The organism is Mesorhizobium sp. WSM1293, assembly GCF_000513875.1.
GTDB classification, from domain to species: domain Bacteria; phylum Pseudomonadota; class Alphaproteobacteria; order Rhizobiales; family Rhizobiaceae; genus Mesorhizobium; species Mesorhizobium ciceri.
Genome location: NZ_AZUV01000008.1, coordinates 12,508 through 30,747, shown reverse-complemented (window position 1 = coordinate 30,747; position 18,240 = coordinate 12,508). Strand labels below are relative to the sequence as shown.

The 18,240-nt window shown below is 62.5% G+C and carries 18 protein-coding genes; 9 read left to right on the top strand and 9 right to left on the bottom strand.

Annotated elements, in window-relative coordinates; genetic code table 11:
* The first annotated feature begins 5 nt into the window (after positions 1-5).
* From rnr to M729_RS0109970, 7 genes are all read left to right on the top strand, one after another.
* The gene (rnr, locus tag M729_RS0110000; protein WP_027161473.1) at positions 6-2,324 is read left to right on the top strand and encodes a ribonuclease R; all 2,319 of its coding nucleotides are present in this window, start codon (positions 6-8) and stop codon (positions 2,322-2,324) included.
* 11 nt (positions 2,325-2,335) lie between these two features.
* The gene (locus tag M729_RS0109995; protein ID WP_024503574.1) at positions 2,336-2,770 is read left to right on the top strand and encodes a DUF983 domain-containing protein; all 435 of its coding nucleotides are present in this window, start codon (positions 2,336-2,338) and stop codon (positions 2,768-2,770) included.
* A gap of 86 nt (positions 2,771-2,856) precedes the next feature.
* Entirely contained in the window at positions 2,857-3,597 is a 741-nt protein-coding gene (locus M729_RS0109990) for an NUDIX domain-containing protein (protein WP_027161472.1), read from the top strand.
* Positions 3,598-3,672: 75 nt separating this feature from the next.
* Complete coding sequence (locus tag M729_RS0109985) at positions 3,673-4,851, top strand: MFS transporter (protein WP_024503576.1); 1,179 nt, start codon at positions 3,673-3,675, stop codon at positions 4,849-4,851.
* Between the two features lie 111 nt (positions 4,852-4,962).
* Positions 4,963-5,421 carry a hypothetical protein gene (locus M729_RS0109980; protein WP_024503577.1) on the top strand — a complete coding sequence of 153 codons (459 nt, stop codon included), beginning with the start codon at positions 4,963-4,965 and terminating at the stop codon, positions 5,419-5,421.
* Positions 5,422-5,574: 153 nt separating this feature from the next.
* Positions 5,575-5,742, top strand: coding sequence for a 50S ribosomal protein L33 (rpmG, locus tag M729_RS0109975; RefSeq protein WP_006201775.1), 168 nt, complete (start codon positions 5,575-5,577; stop codon positions 5,740-5,742).
* A 583-nt stretch (positions 5,743-6,325) separates the two neighbouring features.
* On the top strand, positions 6,326-6,535 hold the full coding sequence (locus tag M729_RS0109970) for a hypothetical protein (RefSeq protein ID WP_013531922.1): 210 nt from the start codon (positions 6,326-6,328) through the stop codon (positions 6,533-6,535).
* 316 nt (positions 6,536-6,851) lie between these two features.
* Here the strand turns inward: M729_RS0109970 and ugpC are convergent, their stop codons facing one another.
* The 9 genes from ugpC to M729_RS0109920 all read right to left on the bottom strand — a co-directional run bounded on the left by ugpC (position 6,852) and on the right by M729_RS0109920 (position 17,044).
* Positions 6,852-7,919 (bottom strand): sn-glycerol-3-phosphate ABC transporter ATP-binding protein UgpC, encoded by a 1,068-nt coding sequence (ugpC, locus tag M729_RS0109965; protein ID WP_027161471.1) that lies wholly within the window; start codon positions 7,917-7,919, stop codon positions 6,852-6,854.
* Between the two features lie 4 nt (positions 7,920-7,923).
* Positions 7,924-8,772 (bottom strand): carbohydrate ABC transporter permease, encoded by an 849-nt coding sequence (locus tag M729_RS0109960; RefSeq protein ID WP_013531924.1) that lies wholly within the window; start codon positions 8,770-8,772, stop codon positions 7,924-7,926.
* On the bottom strand, positions 8,772-9,695 hold the full coding sequence (locus M729_RS0109955; RefSeq protein WP_027161470.1) for a sugar ABC transporter permease: 924 nt from the start codon (positions 9,693-9,695) through the stop codon (positions 8,772-8,774). Before M729_RS0109955 ends, M729_RS0109960 begins: the two co-directional genes overlap by 1 nt.
* A gap of 214 nt (positions 9,696-9,909) precedes the next feature.
* Positions 9,910-11,187: a sugar ABC transporter substrate-binding protein gene (locus tag M729_RS0109950; RefSeq protein ID WP_027161469.1), complete on the bottom strand. Its 1,278-nt coding sequence runs from the start codon at positions 11,185-11,187 to the stop codon at positions 9,910-9,912.
* Positions 11,188-11,216: 29 nt separating this feature from the next.
* Complete coding sequence (locus M729_RS0109945; protein ID WP_027161468.1) at positions 11,217-12,404, bottom strand: PLP-dependent transferase; 1,188 nt, start codon at positions 12,402-12,404, stop codon at positions 11,217-11,219.
* Complete coding sequence (locus M729_RS0109940; RefSeq protein ID WP_013531928.1) at positions 12,401-13,135, bottom strand: FadR/GntR family transcriptional regulator; 735 nt, start codon at positions 13,133-13,135, stop codon at positions 12,401-12,403. The genes M729_RS0109945 and M729_RS0109940 overlap by 4 nt, the downstream gene beginning before the upstream one ends.
* A 136-nt stretch (positions 13,136-13,271) precedes the next feature.
* The gene (locus M729_RS0109935) at positions 13,272-14,744 is read right to left on the bottom strand and encodes an FAD-dependent monooxygenase (RefSeq protein WP_027161467.1); all 1,473 of its coding nucleotides are present in this window, start codon (positions 14,742-14,744) and stop codon (positions 13,272-13,274) included.
* 521 nt (positions 14,745-15,265) lie between these two features.
* Positions 15,266-16,639, bottom strand: coding sequence for a PleD family two-component system response regulator (locus tag M729_RS0109925; protein ID WP_024503582.1), 1,374 nt, complete (start codon positions 16,637-16,639; stop codon positions 15,266-15,268).
* Between the two features lie 33 nt (positions 16,640-16,672).
* Entirely contained in the window at positions 16,673-17,044 is a 372-nt protein-coding gene (locus tag M729_RS0109920; protein WP_013531932.1) for a response regulator, read from the bottom strand.
* 245 nt (positions 17,045-17,289) lie between these two features.
* Between M729_RS0109920 and M729_RS01000000134810 the strand changes: the two genes are divergently transcribed.
* The gene (locus tag M729_RS01000000134810) at positions 17,290-17,589 is read left to right on the top strand and encodes a DUF3572 domain-containing protein (RefSeq protein ID WP_024503583.1); all 300 of its coding nucleotides are present in this window, start codon (positions 17,290-17,292) and stop codon (positions 17,587-17,589) included.
* Positions 17,586-18,239, top strand: coding sequence for a hypothetical protein (locus M729_RS0109905; protein WP_027161466.1), 654 nt, complete (start codon positions 17,586-17,588; stop codon positions 18,237-18,239). The genes M729_RS01000000134810 and M729_RS0109905 overlap by 4 nt, the downstream gene beginning before the upstream one ends.
* The last annotated feature ends 1 nt before the right edge of the window (position 18,240 follow it).

Sequence of the window (18,240 nt, the reverse complement as noted above, 5' to 3'; positions counted from 1 at the left end):
ACAGCGTGGCGCGCAAGATCACCGGCAGAACCCACGGCGATCCGCGCACCGCCGACACCAGGGCCAAGGTCAAGGACGACTATCGGCCGTCGCGTGACGAAATCCTGCGCTACATTGCCGAAAATCCTGATCGCGCCGGCAAGCGCGACATCGCCAAGGCGTTCGCGCTGCGCGGCGACGACCGCATCTGGCTGAAGGATATTTTGCGCGACCTGCAGGACGAAGGCGTCCTCACCAAGGAGCGCAAGGGGCTGGCCCGCGTCGGTGCCCTGCCCCATGTCACGGTCCTCGATATTTTCGACCGCGATGCCGATGGCGTGCTCTTGGCGCGCCCAACCGAACACACAGCCAATGGGCCGCCGCCTATCGTTTCCATCCGCCTGTCGCGCAGTGGCAGTGGACCGGCGCCCGGCATTGGCGACCGCGTGCTGGCCAAGACCTTTCCGGCCGACGACACGAACGTCGCCCTGGGCGGCCCCGCCTACACCGGGCGGGTGGTGAAGATTTTCGAAAAACGTACCGATGCCGTGCTCGGTATCTTTCGCATCCTGCAGGACGGCACCTTCCGCATCGAACCGGTGGAACGGCGCCAGCCCGAACTGATCGTCGACAAGGAATTCCAGAACGGCGCCAAGAATGGCGACCTGGTCGAGGTCGAGCCGGCGCGAGCCTCCCGTTTCGGCTTGCCGAGAGCCAAGGTGCTCAACGTGCTGGGCTCTCTGACCAGCGAAAAGGCGGTCTCTATGATCGCCATCCATGCGCACGACATTCCGCATATCTTCCCGGCCGACGTCATCGCAGAATCCGAAGCCGTCAAACCGGCGACGCTTGACCATCGCGAGGATTGGCGCGACCTGCCGCTGGTCACCATCGATCCGGCCGACGCCAAGGACCATGACGACGCCGTCTTCGCCGCGCCGGATCCCGACGAGAAGAACCCCGGCGGCGTGGTTGCCACTGTCGCAATCGCCGACGTCGCCGCCTATGTGCGCTATGGCACTGCACTCGACCGCGAAGCGCTGAAGCGCGGCAACTCGGTCTATTTCCCGGATCGTGTCGTGCCGATGCTGCCCGAGCGCATCTCCAACGATCTCTGCTCGCTGCGCGAGGGCCAGGACCGGCCGGCATTGGCAGTGCGCATGATCTTTTCGGCCGAGGGCCGCAAGCTCAGGCACACCTTCCATCGCGTCATGATGAAGTCGGCGGCAAAGCTCGCCTACCAACAGGCTCAGGCGGCGATCGACGGCGCGCCGGACGACAAGACAGGCCCGATCCTCGAAACCGTGCTGAAGCCACTGTGGGACGCCTATGCGATCCTGAAGCGCGGCCGCGATGGCCGCCAGCCGCTCGAACTCGATCTGCCGGAGCGCAAGATCGTACTCAAGCCGGACGGCACCGTCGACCGCGTCATCGTGCCGGAGCGGCTCGATGCCCACAAGCTCATCGAAGAATTCATGATCCAGGCCAATGTCGCCGCGGCCGAGACGCTGGAGGCGAAGAAGCAGGAGCTGGTCTATCGCGTCCACGACGCGCCGTCGCTCGCCAAGCAGGAATCGCTGCGCGAGTTCCTGCAGACATTGGGCCTGTCACTGGCGCGCGGCGCGCAGATGCAGCCAAGCCAGTTCAACGGCATTTTGGAGCGCGTGCGCGGCGCCGACAATGAAGGCCTTGTCAACGAAGTGGTGCTGCGCTCGCAGAGCCAGGCCGAATACTCGCCAAAGAACATCGGCCATTTCGGTCTCAACCTCCGCCGCTACGCCCATTTCACCTCGCCGATCCGCCGCTATGCCGATTTGATCGTGCATCGCGGACTTATTGCCGCACTCGGACTGGGTCCGGGTGGGCTGACGCAGGACGAAGCGGCACGGCTCGAAGATGTCGCGGTGCTGATCTCCGGCACGGAACGCCGCGCAATGGCGGCCGAGCGGGACACGGTCGACCGTCTGATCGCCGCCTATCTCGCCGAACGCGTCGATGACCGCTTCGATGCCCGCATCTCCGGCGTCACCAAATCAGGACTATTTGTCCAATTGCCGCAGTACGGCGCGGATGGTTTCATCCCGGTGTCAACTCTGGGCGGCGATTACTATATATACGATGAAACGGCTCGCTCCCTGTTCGGAGAACGCTCTGGCAAAGGCTACCAACTCGCGGACCGCGTCGAGGTCCGGCTTATCGAGGTGGCGCCGATGGCCGGCGCAATGCGCTTCGAGATGTTGACCGACCCAAAGCCTCTGCCGGGCTCCAAGCGGTCGTTTCACAAGGCCAAGGGCCGCGTCCGCGCGTCGCAATCGCGACCGGGTTCGCGCGGCAGGAGACGATGATGACAACAGCCATGGAAGAACAGGTTTTCGGCGGAGAACATCACTCGGGCCGGGCCGCACGCCCGCTGTGGACGGCGATGAAGCGCGGCCTGCTCGGCCGCTGCCCGCATTGCGGCGAAGGCAAGCTGTTTCGCGCTTTTACCAAGACCGTCGACACATGCGGCGTCTGCGGCGAGGAATTGCATCACCACCGGGCCGACGACCTGCCGGCCTACCTCGTCATCGTCATTGTCGGCCACATCGTGCTGGGCGCCTTCATGGGCGTTGAGGCGACGTCGACTTTGTCCATATGGCAGCACATCGCCATCTGGGTGCCGCTGACCATCCTTTTGTCGGTTGCGCTGCTGCAGCCGGTCAAGGGTGCCGTCATCGGACTGCAATGGGCCTTCTATATGCACGGCTTCGGCGGCGAGCACGACGTGATCGAGCCGCATCCCGGAGCCTAGGCCGCAGCCAAGAATGCTGCCTGGCGCAACATACCGACCGTGAAAGGCCACTTTCGCTTGCCAGAAGTTTCCGCTAGGTCCTGCGCATGGACGGTATGACCAAGGCGGAAGTCGACAGGATCGAGCGGAGCATGATCGCTCATAGCGACCGGCCAATTCGCCCGCGCGACGCGGCAACCCTCATCCTGCTCGACCGCAAGGACGACGACGTACTGGTTCTGATGGGTCGCCGCCATGCCGGCCACGCCTTCATGCCGGGCAAGTTCGTCTTTCCCGGCGGCCGCACCGATCCGGCCGATAGCCGCATACCGGTCGTCGCCGCCCTGCACCCGGAGCAGGAAGCCAAGCTGATCGCCGGGCCGGGGCGCACAAGCGCCGCACGAGCCCGCGCCATCGCCCTGTCGGCCATCCGAGAGACCTATGAGGAAGCCGGGCTGCTGATCGGCCGCAAGGGTGCTTTCGCAACCCCCAGATCCGACTGGCAAGGCTTTGCCGAACACGGCGTGCAACCCTCTCTCGACATGCTGCGCTTTGTCGCGCGCGCCATCACGCCGCCCAACCGGGTGCGCCGCTTCGACACCCGTTTCTTCAGCGCCTGGCGTGACGACGTCGCGGTCGAGCTGCCCGGTGGCGGTCCGACCAACGAACTGGAAGAGCTGGTCTGGCTGCCGCTTGCCAAGGCCAGGGAAGCCGACATACCCGACATCACCCGAATGATCCTGGACGAGTTGGAAAAGCGCCTCGCCCATGATCCGCTGTTGCGTCCAGGCGGTCCCGTGCCCTTCTACCGGCTGGTCCGCAGCCGCTTCATCCGCGAACTTCTCTAGAGCAATTCCAGGAAAGTGTGACGCGGTTTTCCGTCCGAATTGCGTAAGATCAAACAGACAGAGTATTCAGCATCCATGACGGTCGATACCCAACCAAAGGGCGACGAGCGCGTACACTGGCTGCCGATGGTGGCGGCGATCTCGTCGATCAGCGTCGTCGGCATCGCCATCGGCCTCGGCATGCCGCTGCTCAGCGTCATCCTTGAAACACGCGGCCACTCGGCTTCGATGATCGGCCTCAACACCGCCGTCGCCGGCCTCGCCTCGATCGCCGGTGCGCCGCTGGCGACCCCGCTCGCCATGCGCTTCGGCGTTGCCTGGACCATGATCGCCATGATCGCCGCCGGCGCGCTGGCCTTTGTCGGCTTCCATTTCGCACCCGATTTCTGGATGTGGTTTCCACTGCGCATCGTGCTGCACATTGCGCTGACGGTGCTGTTCATCCTGTCTGAATTCTGGATCAGCACCTCGGCGCCGCCGCACCGGCGCGGCCTTGTCCTTGGCATCTACGCCACTGTCCTGTCGCTCGGCTTTGCCGCCGGACCGTGGCTGTTCGCTCATCTCGGCAGTTCCGGCTTCAGGCCGTTCGGCGTCATCATCGCGTTGGTGACGCTGGCGGCCATACCCGTGCTGGCAGCACGCAACGAGAGCCCGTCGATCGCCTCGGATGGCGAAACCAGCAATTTCCTGCGCTACATCTGGCTGGTGCCGTCGGCGACCGCTGCCGTGCTGGTGTTCGGCGCGGTGGAAACCGGCGGCTTTGCGCTGTTCCCGATCTACGGCAGCCGAATCGGCTATTCCGAGGCCGATGCGGCCCTTCTGCTGACCATGATCGGCCTCGGCAATGTGTTGTTGCAGATCCCGATCGGCATGATCAGCGACCGCGTCAGCGATCGCCGCTACCTGCTGATTGCCTGCGCGACGGTCGGTCTTATCGGCACCGTGTTCATGCCCTTCTTCGCCCAGAATTGGCATTTGATGGCCGCGCTTCTGTTCGTCTGGGGCGGCGTCGTCGCTGCCATGTACACGATCGGCCTTGCCCATCTCGGCTCGCAGCTTTCCGGCCATGAACTGGCGTCGGCCAATGCCGCCTTCGTGCTGTGCTACGGCGTCGGCATGGTGCTCGGGCCGCAGGCGATCGGCATCGGCATGGATGCGTTCGGCCCGTCCGGCTTCGGCTGGTCGCTCGGCCTGTTCTTCGCCGCCTATATCGCTTTGGTCGCCGTCAGGTTGGTTCGCAAGATCCTGCTGTAGCGCGACTGCGGCCTGCCATGCATTTGGCACGGCACGGTGACAGGCTGCTGACAGAACCGTGTCAGGAGCACAGGGCTAAAAAGGTGTCCCAAAACACTTGAGGACACTTCCATGATCGACAGCGGCTTTGAAACCACATCGCTACGAATGACACTGCTTCTGCTCGTGACCTTCCAGGCTCCGGCCGCCGACGTCGACCGCATCATGGATGCCGTGGTGGCGATCGCGCCGCTGGCCATGGGCAAATATGACCGCAATGCCTATCAGTCGGCGCACGGCATCGAACGCTACAGGCCGCTTGACGGTGCGGCCGCCGGCGCCGAAACCGAATTGCGGCGGCGCCCCGGCACGGTCGAGGTTTCCTTCGAACTGCCGGACGACCAGGCGCTGGCCGCCCGCGTCGTCGAGGCGATTTTCCAGGCGCACTCCTACCAGGAACCAGTGATCCGCATTCAGCCGATTCTCGCCAGCCGTTCCAAGGGGCTGGACGACCGCGCCAATCCGAATCGCTGGTGGAACACGACCGGAGACTGGAAGAAGGTTGCGGCATCGGCTACGGAAACCGCATGATTTCCGCTCCCGAGCCGGCTCTGGTGGGTCGCACAAGGCCTACCGGGCTTGACTTTCCGGGCGCGTTCTTTATGTGTCGCGCCAAGTTTCCCGCGTCCGGGTGTTTCCCCGTGCTCCAGCGGCCAAAACCCCACGAACAAACGGACTGATATCATGGCCAAAGCCGCAAACATCAAGATCAAGCTTCTGTCGACCGCCGACACCGGTTTCTTCTACGTGACCAGCAAGAACAGCCGCACCAAGACCGACAAGCTGTCGTTCCGCAAGTACGACCCGGTCGCCAAGAAGCACGTCGAGTTCAAGGAAACCAAGATCAAGTAATCCGGGTTTCCCGCCGCAATGCCGAAACGCCGCCCAATGGGCGGCGTTTTTCGTTTGTAACAGTTGATTTCGTTGCATCCGAGCAGAGACTCCAGCCAAAGGATTGACCCTTAGCCATGGTTGCGGCACCCTTGGCCGTGGGTTGGGTGTCACGAATAAGGCGCCTATGGATGTCGAAGAAGTTGAAAGCTGCAATCATTGCAGCCCTTGTCGCTCTGGCTGCTGGCTTTGCCGTCAGCAACGGGCTGATAAGCCAGCAGACGGCCGATGAGATCAAGGCCAGGACTGACCAGGTTCTGACTGAGGAAGAGGCCGCACCGCCTGCACCTCAGCCTGACAGCCCCGCCACGCCTTCCACGGAACCCGCACCGCAGGCTCCGACACCTCCCGCCGCGGCACCCCCGCAAGGATCACAACAGGGTCAATGAAGAAGCCTCGCCAGGATGGGCTCCTCTCGTGCGATCGCGCCATCTGAGTGTATCGTTTTAATACAATCGCCAATTGGTAGACTTGCACCACGGATAAGTAGTTAGTTTCAGCGTCAGGCAAAAAGGGGGGAAATGCCTCGCACTGGGAGAAAACGATGTCCGTACAAAAAGGCGACTTTCGAACCAACAGAGCCGACTACGTGATTGCCGCGATGCATGGCGGAGTGACCGCCGAAGACAGCGTTCGAGACGAGAACCTGGCAAGGAGAAAGAAGTCCCTGTGGCTGAAGGAGCGGCGATCGGCCAAATCGGCTGAAAACCCGTTGGACAGCTCGCCGCTGTCCAAAAGAAGCCCTCGCGGTTAGCGGTCTACAATCGCCTTCCGCGATCACACCATATCCGCACACAACCCACTCGCCCATATTGCAGGGGCCACCGTCGGTGTTGACTAACTCCGACGGTGGCCTAGTTCGCGGCAAAATGACCTCCGTTCTTTTGAGAAGACGGCGGGACTAAGGTCTTGCGCCCTAGACGCAAAGGTCCGAGCGATCCTGTTAGGTTCCGGAAATGTCTCTTGGACGTTCCGCTATTTTATCCAATTGAAATGTAGCGTTACCGTGTATGTCCCGCCCGATAGCGGCGCCTGATCCGGCTGCCCGCATCCGACCCGGCTGCGTCCCCTCAGCCGATGCGCTCGCCGCTTTTCGCATCGAACAGATGCAGCTGGTCCGGTTCGGCCGCCAACCCCACCACGTCGCCGGACTTGACGCCGGCACGGCCCATGGCAAAGACGCACAGCTGCTGGCTGGCTAGCTTGACGTAGAACTGCGTCGAAAGGCCGAGCGGCTCGACCACACCCACCTCGCCCTTCAACGCACCGTCGTCCGCCAGCTTGATATGCTCGGGCCGCAAACCGACGGTGATGGCGTCACCGTGGGTCAGTGGCAAGTCTTCCGGCAGCCGCAGCGCCTGGCCGTCGGCCAGTACGGCCTCCAACGTAGCGCCCTTGCGAACCGTCGCCGGCAGAAAATTCATGCCGGGCGAACCGATGAAACCTGCAACGAACATGTTGGCCGGCCGGTCGTAGAGATCGAGCGGCGCGCCGACCTGCTGGATCAGCCCGTCATGCATGACGACGATCCGGTCGGCCATGGTCATCGCCTCGATCTGGTCGTGCGTGACATAGACCGATGTCGTCTTCAGTTGCTGGTGCAGCGCCTTGATCTCGGCTCGCATATGGACGCGCAGCTTGGCGTCGAGGTTCGACAGCGGCTCGTCGAACAGGAAGACCTTGGGGTCGCGCACGATCGCCCGGCCCATGGCGACGCGCTGGCGCTGGCCGCCGGACAATTGCCGCGGCAGGCGCTGCAGGAAGGTGTCGAGCCCGAGCCGCTTGGCGGCGCCGTCCACCCTGGCGTCGATCGTCGCCTTCTCCGCCTTCTTCAGGAGCAGGCTGAAGCCCATGTTTTTCGACACGTCCATATGCGGATAGAGCGCATAGGACTGGAACACCATTGCGATGTCGCGGTCCTTGGGTGCTACGTCATTGACCAGCCGCTCGCCAATGCGGATCTCGCCGCCGGAAGCCTCCTCCAACCCGGCGATCATGCGCAAAAGCGTGGACTTGCCGCAGCCTGACGGCCCGACCAGCACTACGAATTCGCCATCGGCGATTTCAAGATCGACCGCATGCAGGACGCGGACGGCGCCATAGTCCTTGCGGACCTTCTCGAGCGTAACAGAGGCCATCGATCTATCCTTTGACGGCGCCGGCGGTCAGGCCGGTGACGAGATAGCGTTGCAGGAAGGCGAAGAAGATGCAGACCGGGATCAACGCCAGGATGGATGCCGCCATCATCTGTCCCCAGTCGACGGCGAACTTGCCGATGAAGGTGAGCAAGCCGACGGCGAAGGTCTTCTGGTCGTCGCTGGAAATCAGCATCAGCGCGAACAGAAGCTCGCTCCAGGCGGCGGTGAAGACGAAGCCGAGCGTGGCGCCCATGCCCGGCAGCGTCAGCGGTACAATCACCTTGCGCATCGCCTGCGCACGCGTGCAGCCGTCGATCATCGCCGCTTCCTCCAGATCCTTGGGGATGCCGTCGAAAAAGGACTGCATGAGGAAGGTGGCAAAAGCCGTGTTGAAGGCGGTGTAGATGATGATCAGCCCGGTCAGGCTGTTGATCAGTCCGATCTGACCCATCACGCGGTAGATCGGCGGAATGACCATCACCAGCGGAAAGGTCTGGGTCAAAAGCAACATCAGCGCCAGTGCTGCCTTGCCGCGAAAGGTGAAGCGCGACATGGCATAACCGGCAAGCGTGGCGATGATTGTCACCAGTGCCGCCGTCGATACCGAGACGATGACGCTGTTGAGGAAATAGCGGGGGAAATCGGTGGCCTCGAGCACGGTGACGAAGTTCTGCAGCGTCATGTGCGACGGCCAGAAGGTGATGCCTTCGGAATAAAGCAGCCGCTCCGGCGTGACCGAGATCTTCAGCGTCCAGTAGATCGGGAACAAGGCAAAGAGCACGTAAGCCGCGATTGCCGCGTAGAGGCCGATGCCGCCGAAGAAGCGCTGCGAGGCTGTGCGTCCTGCGATCATCAGACGTGCCTCACCAGCGTGCGGCGGATACCGATCAGCGCAATCGCATAGGCAATGAGCAGGACCAATAACAGCACGGCCACCGCCGAGGCATAGCCTTTGTCCAGCGATTTGAAGGCGCTGCCATAGATGTAGACCGGCACCGTGTTGGTCGAGCCGGCCGGTCCGCCTTCGGTCATGACGAAGATCAGGTCGGCGAAGGTGGCGATCCAGATGGTGCGCAACATCACGGTGATGGCGATGGTCGGCGCCAGAAACGGCAGCGTCACCTTGGTGAAGCGCTGCCAGGGCGAAGCGCCGTCGATCGCCGCCGCCTCATGCAGTTCCGACGGGATCGACTTCAGCGCCGCCAAGAGCGTGATGGCGAAGAAAGGAATGCCGAACCAGATATTGGCGACGATCGGCCCCCACATGGCGGTTGACGGATCGGACAGCACATTGGTCGGCTCGGCCTTCAGCCCCAATGCAAACAGCCAGTGCGGCAGCGGGCCGATGATCGGATTGAACAGCCAGGCCCAAGTCAGGCCCGACAGGAAGGACGGCACCGCCCAGGGCAGGAACACCAGGGCTTGTACAGCCTTGCGGCCGTGAAACGGCTTGTCGAGCAGAAGCGCCAGGCCAAGGCCGAGGAAGAACTGGAAAAAAAGGCTGGCGACCGTCCACCACAACGTGTTGACCAGCGCCTGGCCCAGCACCTGATCCGACAGCATCGCCTGATACTGGCCGAGCCCGACATATTCGGACTTGAACGCCGAGAACTTGCGGAAGGAGTAGCTGATGCCGATGACCAGCGGCACCAGAAGCACCACGACCAGCAGGATGATCGCCGGGCTGAGATAGAGCCATGGCTCGATAGCGGCATGGGATAGCCGCTTGCGACGCGGCTTGCCGACGGATCGTATTTCGGACACGGCGTAGGTCATTGGCTCGGGGGCGCTCCTGGAACGGCGTCGGGGCTGATGACAAGCGTCCTTCTCCCCGTTTCACGCGGAGAAGATGCCGGTCCACCCTCCGCAGCTGCTGCGGAAGACGGGCAGGCAGATGAGGGGCAGCGCGAACCTATCGAGGCATAGCGCCGCCCCTCATCCGTCACTTCGTGACACCTTCTCCCCGCAAACGGGGAGAAGGGAAGAAAAACTACTTCTTGTTCTTCGCCAGCCAGTCCTGCTGTTCCTTGGTCAGGAAGGCAGCCCACTGGTCGGCGACGTCCTTGGCCGTCTTCTGGCCAAGCAGCACTTCCTGAAAATTCTTGATCGCCACCTGGTCGACGAAATTGCCGAGGTTCTCCAGATGCGTCGGCGGGGTGACCATTTCATATCTGGAGCTGTCGCTGAGCTCCGTGAACCAGCCCTTGAACTGCTCGGTCTTGAAATGGGGATCTTGGTCGGCACCGTTGTGGATCGGGACGACGCCGACTTCCTTGGCCCATTCCAGATTGTCCTTCGGCGACAAAAGGGTCGCCATCAGCTTCCAGGCGTCGTCCTTGTGCTGCGAGTTGGCGAACATGGCCCAACCGGCATAGCCGAGTGTCGGATAGGATTTGCCGCTCGGCCCGACCGGCAATGGCGCTACCGCGAAATCGTCGGCGCTCATCTTGTCGGCGATGCCGAGCAGCGCGTCCGGATCCTGGTTGAGCATGGCGCAGGTGCCGGAATAGAAGCCGGTGACCGTTTCGTTGAAACCCCAGCTCACCGCATCCTTCGGCGCCAGTCCGTCCTTGTACATGTCGGCCAGCATCTGCAGGCCCTTGACCGAGCCCTCCTCGTTGATCGTCGAAGTGCCGTCCTCGTTGAAGTAACCGCCCTTGCCGGCGGCGATGTTCATGAACATGTGCATGCCATTGAAGGCGCCCGGCCCGCCGCGCAGGCAGTAGCCGTACTTGCCCGGGAGCGCGGAAATCTTCTTGGAATCGGCGACGAAATCTTCAAGCGTCGCCGGCGGGCCATCGAGGCCGGCCTCCTTGAACAGTTTCTTGTTCCAGAACAGCGCGTTCACATAGTAGCCGTAGGGGATCATGAACTGGGTGTTGTTGACGGTCGAGCCGAACTGTTTGGCGCGGTCGCCAAGCGTCTTGGCGTCATCCCATTTGGCCATATACGGGCCGAGATCCTCGAGTTGGGCATTGTTGGCATAGAGGCCCATCCAGCGCTCCGGCATCTCGACCACGTCGGGCGTATCGCCGGCCTGCACCATGGTCAGGAATTTCTCGAACGCCTGCCCCCAGGGCAGCGAGATCAGCTCGACCTTGATGCCTGGATTGGCCGTTTCGAACTCGGCGATCTGCTTCTTCAGGAATTCGGTGCGTGGCGGGCTGGTGATGACTTCGACCATTTTCAGGGTCGAATCGGCCACAGCATTTCCGGCGGAAATCGCCAGTCCCGCAACGGCGGCAAGCATGACGGTCAGTTTTTTCATGTTCAAGACTCCCATTTTGAACCCGCTTGTTATTTTCTGGCTTTTTCGAAGGCTTGGGCGACATCCGCCCACAGGTCTTCGACACTCTCCAATCCGACATTGAAGCGGATGGTTCGGGGGCTGACGCCGAAGCGCGCCATCGAATTCAGGCCCGGCGTCTGCTCCAGCGACGCCTTGGCCGGCACGACCAGGCTTTCATGCCCGCCCCAGCTGACGCCGATGCGGAAATATTTCAGCGCGTCGACGAAGACGGGGATGTCGATATCGTCCGTCACCTCGAAGGAGAACAGACCGGCATAGCCGGCCAGCGTCGCCTTGCCCGGATGGTTCGAGTAGACGGGGTGGTTGACCCGCTCGACATTGGCATGCGCCTTCAGCCGTTCGGCGATGGTCAGGCCGCTCTTCATGTGGTGCGGCAGGCGCAGCGGCAGCGTGCGCAGGCCGCGCAGCAAAAGCCACGCCTCGAACGGTGACAGCTTGCCGCCGAGATAGGAATAGGTCTGCTCGTTGATGTGCTTGATGTGGGCAGCCGAACCCGCCACGACGCCCGCGACCGTATCGCTGTGGCCGCCAAGGTATTTCGAGGCCGAATGCAGCACCAGGTCGACGCCATGCGTGATCGGCTTCTGGAACACCGGCGTCGCCCAGGAATTGTCGATCGTGGTGACGATGCCCTGTTCCTTGGCCAACCGTGTCAGATGCGCGATGTCCTGCAGCTCGAACATCATCGAGGTCGGGCTTTCCAGATAAAGCAGCTTGGCGCCGGGAAGTGCCGCCGCGACCGCATCCGGGTCGGAGCCGTCGACATAATCGACCTTGATGTTGAGCCGCGGCAACAGCCGCTCGAACAAACGGTAGGCATCGCCATAGCAATTGCGCACCGCCACGATGCGCTCGCCCGCACCGACGAACGCAAGCACCGTGGCGCTGATCGCCGCCATACCACTGGAAAAGCCGCGCGCGGCTTCTGCGCCCTCGAGCGCTGCCACGCGCGCCTCGAACTCCATCACCGTGGGATTGTCGCCGCGCGAATAGATCGGCTGCCTTCGTTTGCCGGCAAAGGTATCGGCCATCTCGGCATAGTTGGCGAAGGTGAACAGCGAGGTCTGGTAGATCGGCGGCACCACCGCACCGCCGGGGAACGGTTCGTCATGCGCCAAAAGCGTCGCCGCTTCGGCGAGATAGTCGTAATCGAAACCTGATGGATGCTCGTTCATGTCTGGCTCGAGAGTTTGAGTTTGGCCGCGCCGCGCTTGAGGTCGTCCTCGACGGTGGCGATCAGCTTGAGCGCCTCGGCGCGAGCGCCCTGCGGATCGCGGGCAGCAATGCGTTCGTAGATGGTCCGGTGATAGGGAAAGCTGGCGTGGCCGAAGTCACGCACGCCGAGCGGATGCTCCCAGAAGCGGTGAAACAGCTCATGCATGGCGGCGATGATCTGCTCGAACAGCGGATTGCCCGAGACCCGGTAGATCGCCTGGTGGAACTCCCAATCCTCTTCCGACGACATGCCCTCGCGCGTGCGGAACGCCTGTTCCATGATGTCGAGCTTGCGTGCGATCTCGGCAATATCGGCTTGGCTGGCGCGTTCGGCGCAAAGGGCTGCTGCCTCCGCCTCCAGCGCGCGGCGGATCTCCAGCGTCTGCATCAGGCTGGTGAAATCATTGCCGCCGGCCAGTGTCAGCGGCATGTGCAGCATATCAGGCGAAACAGCCGCCTTGAGATAGGTGCCGCTGCCTTGCCGGCGTTCGACGAGGCCGAGCCCTTCCCAGCGTGTCAGAGCCTCGCGCACGGTGTTGCGGCTGACCTTCAGCCGCTCGGCGAGAATGCGTTCGGTTGGGAGTCTGTCGCCCAGCTGCAGGGCTTCGGCGCGAACAAATCCCACCAACGCCTTCAACACGGCGTCGTCGCGCGCCGTGATTTGAATGGGTGGCAGGCTGTTCTGGTCCACATTTCCTCCGAGTGGTCCAATGGTCCAACCAATTCTGCACAGTTGAAAACTCCTGTCAACCAACTGTCAGGAGCACTGTCGGAGGAAGCGACGCAATATTCTCAAGGCGGTCGCGCGATCGCTTCGATCGCGTCTGCTAACCTGCGGCAGCAGGCGGCCCGAACCAGGTGGTCAGCGCGTCCACAAGGCCCCGTTGGGTTCCCGCCCCGGCCCAAGCCACATAACCATCGGGCCGGATCAAGACCGCGTCGGGCGCAACGACACTCCCGAGAGCCGGCAGGTCCCAGATACCGGCGTAACCGGCGTCGATCTGCCGAACCCGTTCTGCCCAGGGCGCGATGTCCAGTCTGCCGGGCTCACCGAGGTTGAGCAGCACGGGCCGCGCGTCGTGCAGCAAGGTGAAGACCCGCAACGGTCCGCCGGCGGTGGTCAGATCGAGATCGGGCATTCGCCGCCCAAGCAGCGGGTGCCCCTCGCCGAGGTCGTAGTGGACACACAGGCCGGACATCTCGGCTGCGATCTTTTTGCGGGGTTCATCCATACCGAGCAACTCGGCAACGGTGTCGGCCAAGGCCTTGCTGCGGTCATCCGTGCGGCGAAGCGCGACCTGCGCCATCGTGTTACGCAACACGCGGGCGGCAACCGGATGGCGCTCGGCATGATAGCTGTCGAGAAGGCTTTCCGGCGATATCCCCTTGATGACCTGGGCAAGCTTCCATCCAAGGTTCACCGCATCCTGCACGCCGATGTTGAGGCCCTGTCCACCCATCGGCGGATGGACGTGGGCGGCATCGCCGGCCAGGAGCACGCGTCTGTCGCGATATGCGGCAGCCTGGCGCGTCATGTCGGTGAAGCGGGAGAGCCAGGTCGGGCTGTGGACCCCGAAATCGGCGCCATAGATGGCAGCCAGCGCCTCGCTGAGCTCGCGTAGCGTCGGTTCTTCGCGCGCCTCCAGGCGGGGCTCCGTCAGCACGACGCCAACCTTCTTGCCGTCCTCGATCTTACCCAGGGCATGAATTCCGGAGGCGTTGCTGCGGAAGCCCCATGGCGGTTCTTCCGACATTTCGACCTCGGCAATCATCCAGCTCATCGTCGGATCCCATCCGGCGAACTCGATACCGGCCGCCTTGCGAATGGTGCTGCGGCCTCCGTCGCAGCCGACCAGATATGCGGCCCTCAGGCGGTGACCGGTGGACAGTTCGACGTTGACGCCGCTGTCGTCCTGGATAAACCCCGCAACCTCGTGTTCACGATAGATCGGCACCTTCAACTCGCCGACCCAGTCGGCCAGGATGCGCTCGATGTGGTTCTGCCGCAACGCCAACAGGTAATTGTGCCGGGTTGGGAAATCGCTGATGTCCAGGCGGATCATGTGAAAACCTACGGCCGGGCTCACTTGGCCCTGCGAGAGGAACCGATCGGCAATTCCGCGCTGGTCGAGCACCTCGATGGTGCGTGCATGGAGGCCGCCTGCGCGCAGGCCGGCAAGTTTCTGATCCGGCCGCCTTTCGACAATGGCAACGTCGACGCCTGCTAGCGCCAGTTCGCCCGCCAGCATCAATCCCGTCGGACCACCCCCGGCGATCACCACCGCATGATCTGAAACCATTATCATCACTCCCGTTTTCCGCACCTTGGTTCGGGTCGGTTTTACGGGAGGAGCCGGGTCTTGCCGCAAGCCCCTTGTGCGCCATATGTATGAAATGGAAGGGAACGGTATTGTTCCCCCTGTTGGTTGCCGCGGAACAAGCGCTCGGGGCAGTTTCCCGTAACGATATCCAGATTTTCAGGCGCAAAAACCCAGAGTCTTCCGTGCTTTGGCACGGAGCTCTGATGTTCATTGGAAAGAAGGGGGCCGGTCGGCGTTTGGCAGCGGTACGAGGAGGCCACTATGTGCCAGCGCCGGCCGGCCGACCCCACGGACCCAGGAGATGCGGCGGACCTGAGCATCATGGGGTATTCCCAGGGACCGGAGCCGGCGGTCTATCCTCGTGCCGGCTTCGTCTTGGCCTGCACAGTCGCGCAAGAGCTTATAAAAATCAACAGTTTCTTAACCAAGGCTCGCGAATCGCTTGGATTAAGGTAAACGGGTAACCCTGTCGGGTTGACTGGATAATCGGGGCTGGATCACTACGCCGCCTTGGCGACGACCCGATTGCGGCCGCCGCTTTTGGCTTCGTAGAGCGCGAGATCGGCACGCTTCATCAGCGCCGCCACCGTGTCCACGCCCTTCAGCACCGACGACACGCCGACGCTGACCGTGACTTCGATCGCCTTGCCGTCCTGGCCAATGGCGAAAGCCGCCTGGGCGATTTCGGCGCGAATGCGCTCGGCCACCTTCTCGGCCACCGCGCCCTCGGTATCCGGCATCACCACGACGAACTCCTCGCCGCCAAAGCGGCAGGCAAGGTCGATACCCCTGACATTCTTGCGCAGCCGCCGTGCGAATTCCCGCAGCACCTCGTCGCCGCCATCATGACCGTGCGCGTCGTTGATCGCCTTGAAGCGATCGAGGTCGGTGATCATCACCGACAGCGGCCGGCGCCGTGCCACGGCGCGATCGAACAGCGTCTGCAGATGGCTGTCCAGATAGCGGCGATTGTGCAGCCCGGTCAGACCGTCGGTCACCGCCATTTCGATTGTCTGAGTGACGCTGGCCCGTAGCTGGTCGTTGTAGCGCTTACGGCGCACCTGCGTGCGCAGCCGTGCCGTCAGTTCCTGCTGGTCGATCGGCCGCATGAGATAGTCGTTGATGCCGAGTTCCAGGCCGCGAATGATGCGTTCCTCCTCGCCCTCCTCCGCCAGCAGGATAATCGGCACGAAGCGGGTGCGATCGAGCGAGCGCAACTGCGAACAGAGCCTCAGCGGATCGAAATCGGCGAACGCGGTCGAGATCATCACGCATTCATAGGATGTCTCGGCGGCCTGGAAGAAACCGGCATGCGGATCATGCGTGACGTCGAGGTCGGCCCGGTCGCGCAGCATCTTCTGGATGCGCTCGACGGATGTTTTGCGCTCGTCGATCAAAAGCACTTTCGGCGTCGTGTCCTCGGATGCGAAATTGCGGCTGAGCAACTCCTCGATGCCGATATTGCGCGTCGTCGAGGCGCGCAGCCGCAACTCGTCGGTCAGCGACTTCAGCCGAACCAGGCTCTTGACGCGCGTCATCAGCTGCAGGTCGTTGACCGGCTTGGTCAGGAAGTCGTCGGCGCCGGCCTCAAGCCCGCGGACGCGGTCGGAAACCTGGTCCAGTGCGGTGATCATCACCACCGGAATGTGCGATGTCGCCGGATCGCTCTTCAGCCGCCGACAGACCTCGAAGCCGTCCATATCAGGCATCATCACATCGAGCAGCACGACATCGACCTTGCCGTTCTCGCAGGTCTCGATCGCATCCGGCCCGTTGGTGGCGGTCAACACTTCGAAATATTCGGCCAGCAGCCGCACTTCCAGCAGCCGCACATTGGCAGGGATATCGTCGACGACGAGGATCCGCGCAGTCATTTCATAACGCTCCGACTCGGCTGAAGGGGCACATCACGCATCGCCCAGATAGGATTTGATGGTTTCGATGAAACGCGGCACCGAGATCGGCTTCGAAATATAAGCCTCGCAGCCACCCTGGCGGATACGTTCCTCGTCGCCTTTCATGGCGAAGGCGGTCACGGCGATGACGGGGATGACGTGCAGTTCGTCGTCCTCCTTCAGCCATTTGGTCACTTCAAGCCCCGACACCTCAGGCAACTGGATATCCATCAAGATGAGATCCGGCCGGTGCTGGCGTGCCAGATCGAGCGCTTCCAGACCGTTGCGGGTGCGCACGGTCTCGTAACCGCTTGCCTCGATGAGGTCCCGAAAGAGCTTCATGTTGAGCTCATTGTCCTCGACGATCATAACCTTCTTCGGCATCGATATCCCGTCCCGGCCGCCCTTCCGCTTCGAAGGCGACCGTCATGCGCCCATGTCTGAACGCACCAAACCCTGCTTCACTTTACGGCAATATGATTGACGAAACGGAAATCCGCGGCTGGAAAACAGCGCGAATTCCACCTCGTCGCCTGCGCGTCCAAAGGGCGCGCCACGCTCTAATGGCTTGCCGCAAGCAACTCTTGCCATTACTGCGGGAGAGACTCATCCACACACCGAAGGTAGTGATGGCAAACGCAGCGTCAATGCGCGAAGAAGCGGAATCGATTGCCGTGAAGGCCCTGGGCTTTGTCGCCTCCGATCCGGAGCTTTTGCCGCGCTTTCTGGCTATCACCGGCATAGAGGTCCATTCGATCCGCAAAGCCGCCAGTGAGCCAGGTTTCCTGGCTGGTGTCCTGCAATTCATCCTCGCCCACGAGCCGACGCTGATGCGCTTTGCCGAGGAAACCGGCACCCCGCCGGCTGCTGTCGGCAAGGCCCTGCGGTCGCTGCCGCTGGGCGATGACAACCACGAGCATTCCATATGAGCGATGATCCAGAAACAGCGCGCCAGATCGAAGAACTGGCAGCCGACAACCGGCCGTTGCTGGTGCTCGATGTCGACGATGTCGTGCTCGAATTCATCCGCCCGTTTCCGAATTTCCTCAAGACGCGTGGCTATGGCCTGACGCTGGCCTCGTTCCGGCTGACCGGCAACATCGCAGAGACGGCCAGCGGCCGCCTGATCGAACAGCCCGAAGTCACGGCACTGCTGGGCGATTTCTTTGACACGCAAGCCGATTGGCAAAACATTATGGACGGCGCGGCAGAGGCCCTGGCAGGGCTTGGCGACCGCGCGGAAATCATCTTGCTGACGGCCATGCCACACAAACACCGTGCCGTGCGTCGTGTCCATCTCGACGCGCTTGGACTGAGCTACCCGCTTCTGACCACTGAAATGGCCAAAGGACCCGCAGTGGCCAAACTTCGCGGCAAGGCCGGCCGACCGGTGGTCTTCGTCGACGATCAGCCGCACAATCTGGCGTCGGTGCGGGAATCGGTCGCCGACGCCGAACTGTTCCACCTGATGGCCGATAATTCGCTGCGCGCATTCCTGCCCCCGGTGACGGACGATGTGGTCGTCGTCCAGGACTGGCACGAAGCCGCGCCGAAGATCGCAAGCGCGCTGGGGCTCTAAA